The organism is Frankia sp. CcWB3 (genome assembly GCF_977927595.1).
Window position 1 is genome coordinate 1 of the sequence record NZ_CDWRCK010000374.1, and the last position, 2997, is coordinate 2997.

Annotated in this window: 1 protein-coding gene and 1 pseudogene; both read right to left on the reverse strand. The window is 71.7% G+C overall.

Annotated features, from left to right (window positions below; all coding sequences use genetic code 11):
• Positions 1 to 64: 64 nt before the first annotated feature.
• Positions 65 to 1423, reverse strand: a complete 1359-nt coding sequence (locus ACY5KJ_RS19285; protein ID WP_462204030.1) for a PP2C family protein-serine/threonine phosphatase — start codon at positions 1421 to 1423, stop codon at positions 65 to 67.
• 294 nt (positions 1424 to 1717) lie between these two features.
• A pseudogene (locus tag ACY5KJ_RS19290) lies at positions 1718 to 2997 on the reverse strand (hypothetical protein); the annotation flags it as partial.

The window sequence follows — 2997 nt, forward strand, 5'->3', positions numbered from 1 at the left end:
GTCTAGGACGTCCGGGCGCCGGGCCGGGCGCCGGGTGTCCAGGTGACCGGGTGACCGGACGAACTCACCGGGCTGCGGGTTCGGACACCAGATCCGCGACGACGATGGTGGTGTCGTCCCGGGCACCGGCCAGCAGGGCCGCCTCGACGAGCGCGTCCGCGGCCCGTTCGGGCGGCTCGGGCCCCAGCGCGCTCAGCAGGCCGTCGAGCTGTTCCGGGCTCATCACCTTGGTGATGCCGTCGCTGGCGAGAACGACCCGGTCACCGGCGCGGACCGGCTCGCTGAAGATGTCCGCCTCGATCTCGTCAGCGAGCCCGACGGCGTTGAGCAACGGACCGTTGCGGATCGCGTGCGGCGTGGTCAGTGCCCGCGGCCGTCCCTTGCCGGGCTGCAACCACACCGAGCTGTCACCCACGTGCGCGACGGTGAGGTACTCGCCGGTGCTCTGCTGGCGCCCGAGGATGACGACGTCCAGCGTGCAGGCCATGCCGAGCCAGGCCGGCTCCTCGCGAGCCCGGGTCCGGACCACCCAGTTCGCCCGTTCCACGGCCTTGCGCAGGCCCTCAAGCGGATCCTCGGCGTACTGCGGGCGGAAACCCGCCACCGTGGTGACCGCCAGCGTGGACGCGATCTGGCCGGCAGCCTCGCCACCGACCCCGTCCGATACCGCCAGCAGCCCGTCGACGACGACGAACGCGTCCTCGTTGGGACCGCCGCGTCTGCCCCGGCGGGTGCGCCCCGCGGCGGCGAGTCGCAGCGCGGCGGCCGTCGTCTGCTCCGGCTCGATCGCCATGAGATCGCCCGCCTGCCCCCTCGGGGGAGTGGGCGGAGCCACGGGGATGGTCGTCGCCGTGGGGGAGCTCTCCCACGGCGTGTCCTCAACCGTTCGGGTCGGCTCGGCACCGCGCGGAGCCGGCGCGTGTTCCCCGGCTGGCGGGAGGGGATAGTCGCCGGTCGCCGGGTCGTAGTAGCGGGTGGCATCCGCCCGTTCGTCACCGAAGGCACCGGGCCCGAGGTGCGGCTGACCGGCGGGCGGTGGCGTCCAGCCGGTGGACTCGGGATCGCGGTCGCCTTCACCGCCGCCGACGGAAACCTGCGAGGTCACATCCCCTCCCCATGCCGCGCCTGCGTCCGGGACGCCGCTCGCGCTGTCCGCTGACCTGTCCGCCGCGTTGCCCGTCGCACCGGTTGCCGAGGAGACCGGCGTCGGCTCGGCGAAGCCGGGGACGATCCCGTCGGGCGGGGTGATGTCAGAGCTGTCACGGATCGGCACCGTACCGTATCGGTGGCGCTGATGGTTGAGGCCACGGGAGCGTCGCTGGTTCTCTCCGGGCCGGACGGGTCGGTTGTTGAGGATGACGAAGACCAGCCCACCCACCAGCAGCACCACAATGAGCATGATCGGTACCAGCGGGCTACCCATGGCCTCCGTCCTCGCCGTAGCAATTACGATCACGCTGTAGGACGTGTCGCCAGCCGTCTTCCTTCATACCTAAGGGCATCAACTCAGAAGAGACCGGGTATGTGTCGCGACACCGACACAAGTGCTGCGCATTGTTCCAGACTTGGGCGCGGCCGAGTAGGGCCGGCGCCCGGGCGGCCCCGCCGCGAGGCGGGCGCCACGAAGGATGCCTCCGGTGACGCCACGAAGGATGCCTCCGGTGAACGGTGACGGCCCGTGTCGGGGGGCGCGAGACGGTGATTGTTCGCCGCCGCATCAGCGCACCACGGTGATGAAGATTACCAAGGTTAGGCACAACGTCACGGTGAGCACGGCGGTCATGGCGAGCCTGGTGGTTCTGGCGCGCCACGGGAGCAGGCGGCGCCTGAGCGGTGCGGGTCGGCTGATCGCGGCGATCACCTGGCTCTCGACGAAGCCGGGCAGCTCGCTCGCGGCCCGCAGCCGCGGGTCGTCGGGGAGGTAGAGCGCCACCAGTCGGCGCACGACGCGTTCCAGGTCGGCGGGGAAGGGGCGATCTGCCTCCGATCCCCGCACTGTTCGGCGGAAGTACCTCTCCGCCGCTCTGGCCAGCTCCGGATCCGTCAACGGCTCCTCCTCCGGATAGGCGGTTCCCTGGCCCGGGGCACCGTCCCGGCGGATGGCTTCGTGCAGATCCCAGGCGTCGTCCCAGTTCGGAACGTGTCGGACCAGCAGCCCGAAGACACGGGCCGCGTTCAGCTGGCCAAGCCGGCAGGCCCGGAGGAATGCGATCGCCGGATCGGGACCGTCCGGCCAGGTCGGCGAAATGCGGGCGGTGAGCTCCGCACCCAGGACATGTAGATCGTTCTCGAGCGCTCCGGGCGGACCGGGTTCGTGGGACGCGCCGGGCAGGTAGAGGCCGGCGATGCGCCGCACGGTCTGCGTCAGCGGCCCGTCGCCTCGTCCCGACGCGGCCTGGACTGCGATCAACCGATCGAAATACGGGCGGGCACCGGCTCCGAGCACCTCCGCATCAGGGGCCCGCGACGCGGGCTGGCCGGGTGGCCCGACCGGGGAGGCCCCCGCGTAGGCGATGTCATCGCGGATGTCCTCGGCGGTATGCCATCCCGGGGCGTAGAGGACGAGCAGCCGGAACGCATCGGCTCCCCGGGCATGGGTTTCGCGCAGCAGGCGCACGACTTTCGCTGCGGCCGACTCAGGGGGCCACTGCGACCCGCCACCCGTCGGCGCGGCGCCTGTTACCACTTCGTCTGCCAGGGCTCTGGCGAACTCGAAGCCCTCGGGCAGGCCGAACAGGTCGAAGAGGGCCCGCAGCGTCTGATGGATCAGATCGATGCGGCGCCCGGCCCAGACGGCGGGGTCTACCGCGGCCGCCGCCGGGATCGCGAGCGCGGCGAGCCCCGCGACCAGCCGGGTCAACATCTCCACGACCTCGCGCTGCATCGTCGTCACCGCGCGGTGCACCGCGTCGACGTAGGCAGCGCGGTCATGGTCGCTCTGGTAGGCGTCCGGGGCCAGCCGTCGAGTGATGGCCTGAGTGACGTCGCTCGCCGCGC

Excerpts from the sequence above, each read along its gene's own strand:
- ACY5KJ_RS19285 (WP_462204030.1), bottom strand. The coding sequence starts at position 1,423 with ATGGGTAGCCCGCTGGTACCGATCATGCTCATTGTGGTGCTGCTGGTG.